Consider the following 2,850-nt stretch of genomic DNA (forward strand, 5'->3'; position numbering starts at 1 on the left):
AACCCTCCCCCTTCATTGATCTGCACGGGCGTCATCCCTGTCCACTCCCGTTCAGGATGTAGATCGGCCGGCACGACGAAAACAAGAAGGTCCGAGGCACCGCGTTTAGATTAACTACAAAGCTGCGCATCACGGCTTCGTTGCCTCAAATGACTCAATGGACTCCTGCAGAGCCGGCGTGAGCGAGCGTTGCCTTCGTGCCGGCTCGCGGCGCTCGGAGGGGTCGCCCACGTCAATATTCCCGTTGCGCAGGCGCACGATCCGATCGGCGCAGTGGAAGTAGCGATCGTCGTGTGAGATCACGATGATCGTCTTGCCGAGGCGTTTGAGGTCGGCGAGCAGCTCGGTGTAGAAGATTTGACGGAACGCCGGATCCTGATCGGCCGCCCATTCGTCGAACACCAGCACGGGCCGTCCCTCGATCCAGGCATTGATCAAGGCGAGCCGCTTGCGCTGGCCTGTCGACAGGTCGGTGGTGGAGAATGCGCCGCCTTCGATGGAGACTTTGTGCGCAAGCTCGAGGCGGTCGAGATAGCGCTGTGCGATCTCAGATCGCTGATTGCTCTGCTGTGCAAGGGTGTCGAACAGGAAATAGTCCGAGAACACGGTGGTGAAGAGCTGCCGGTAGTCGTCGCGGGTCTCGCTGACGACAGGACTGCCGTCGCGCAGCAGCACGCCCCGGTCGGGCACATAGAGTCCGAGCAGCAGCTTGATCAGCGTCGTCTTACCGCTGCCGTTCTCACCGACGATGAAGACGATCTCGCCGCGGCGTATGCGAAGGTCGATCGGTCCGATGGCAAAGGGCCGTTCGGATGAGGACGCCGGGAATGCGTAGGAGACTCCGCGCAACTCGATCGATTCAATCTGGTCGGCAGTCCGACCGGCCGGATCATCAAGCAGTTCCGCCTCTTCGGTGGTGAAACGGTCCGACAATTCGGCGATCCGACGCATCGCGACCTGGGCGCGGCCGAGCGACGGCAGCATACCGATCAACTGGTCGATCGGTCCGCGCATGAACAGCAGCACCAGAACGAAGCCGCTGGACACCGAGGCCGGGCTGTCGGGCCACAGCAGCGGACGCAGCACGAGCGTGGTCCCGATCACCAGAAACAGGAGAACCGTCCCGAGCGCACGCGCCGTCACGAGCAGATTGATGGCCTTGATCTGGACGTCGCCGATCCGGTCGACGGTCTGCCCGATCAGATCGACATGGACGTGGCGCCGGCGCGGGCGGTGCAGCCGCAACTCCTTGGCGCCGTCGGAGATCGCGCGGTAATGCTTCTGCAGGTCGTCTTCGTATTGGCGCGCGAGATTGAAGCCCGTCATTCCGCGCTTGCGAGCGAGATAGTGGACGAACGATCCGAGCGCGATCAAGGCTGCCGTGACCAGGAACAGCGGCCACGAGAGCACCGCCAGGTAGATCAGGCAGCCGGCGACGATGACGCCGGACACCAGGAAGGCCGGAAAGAAGAACGCGAAATCGCTGATGGCGTCGACATCCCTGGTCAGGACCGGGATGAGGCGGTGCGACCGATAGGATTCGAGCTGGTCGATCGGCGCCATCAGGATCTTGGCGGCCAGCGACTTGCGCAGCGAGGCGACGATCCGCTGTCCGACGACGTTGGCGCTGATGTCCGAGCCGACGGAGCCGACCACGATCAGGACACAGAGACCCGCGAACGAGGCGACCAGCCCACCAATGTCGCCTGGCCCTGCGTAAAGGCCGCGGTTCACCACGGCGAGCAGACCCGCAACGCTGGCGCCGCCGAGGAGACCGAGCAGGATGGCTGCGACGAGCAGCAACCAATAAGGCCGCAGCAGGCTTCCGACGTTGGCAAGTCCTGGATTGGATGACGTCATCATCGGTCGCCAGCTCCCATTCCCATGCCGAAGACGGTAGCGAGCTTATCGCCGATGTCGGCGCGGGCCCGCAGAGCGTCCGGCACGACGTTGCCCATGCGCAGGAACTCGTGGATCATGCCGGGATAGACCTTCAGATCCACGGCGACCCCGGCCGCGCGCAAGCCTTCAGCATAGGCCCGCCCCTCGTCGGCCAGCGGATCGAACTCGGCGAGCACGATCAGCGCAGGCGCGACGCGCGTGAGATCGGATGCCGCCAGCGGCGCAAATCGCCAGTCGTGGCGATCGGCGTCCTGGGGGAGATAGTGGTCGAAGAACCAGTCCACGGTCTCGCGCTCGAGCAGATAGCCCGAGCCGTATCTTTCGTAGGAATCCGAGATCTGCTGCGGGCTGAGGCCGGGATAAGCGAGGACCTGAAGAGCAGGCTGCGGCAAGGCCCGGTCATCGCGCGCGGCGATCGCCAGGGCTGCAGCGAGCGTGCCGCCCGCACTGTCGCCACCGACCGCGACACGCCGCGGGTCCAGACCAAGCGCAGGCCCCTCGCGCCCGATCCAGGCGAGCGCATCCACGCAGTCCTCGAACGCGGTCGGAAACCGATGCTCCGGCGCCAGCCGGTAGCCGATCGACAGCACCGCCGCGCCGCTGTCATCGGCAAGACCCCGGCACAGCGGCTGGTGCGAGTCGAGGCTGCCGACGACGAAGCCGCCGCCATGCATGTAGAGCAGCACGGGCATCGGATCGGCGACGTCCAACGGCCGCGGCGCATAGAGCCGCGCGGCGATCTCCGTCCCGTCGCGCATGGGCAGCACAAGCTGTCTCTCGCATGCGAGCGGCGGCGGATCGATATCCAGCAACGGCGAGGAGGCGTCGAAATCGGCACGCGCCTGCGCCGGCGTGAGTTGCCGAAACGGAATGCGCGCGCCGGATTCCGTTCCGAGCTGAATCATCTCGAGCAGCGCGGCGATATCAGGATGAAGGCTCATGATCACC

2 protein-coding genes are annotated in these 2,850 nt (G+C 65.0%); both read right to left on the reverse strand.

From position 1 onward, the window contains the following. Nucleotides 1-129 precede the first annotated feature (129 nt). On the reverse strand, nt 130-1,863 hold the full coding sequence (locus tag QX051_RS17535; protein ID WP_315776983.1) for a cyclic peptide export ABC transporter: 1,734 nt from the start codon (nt 1,861-1,863) through the stop codon (nt 130-132). Beyond that, nucleotides 1,860-2,843 carry an alpha/beta hydrolase gene (locus QX051_RS17540; protein WP_315739519.1) on the reverse strand — a complete coding sequence of 328 codons (984 nt, stop codon included), beginning with the start codon at nt 2,841-2,843 and terminating at the stop codon, nt 1,860-1,862. Before QX051_RS17540 ends, QX051_RS17535 begins: the two co-directional genes overlap by 4 nt. Nucleotides 2,844-2,850: the final 7 nt, after the last annotated feature.

It is taken from the genome of Bradyrhizobium sp. SZCCHNR1053 (genome assembly GCF_032381235.1).
Taxonomy (GTDB): domain Bacteria; phylum Pseudomonadota; class Alphaproteobacteria; order Rhizobiales; family Xanthobacteraceae; genus Bradyrhizobium.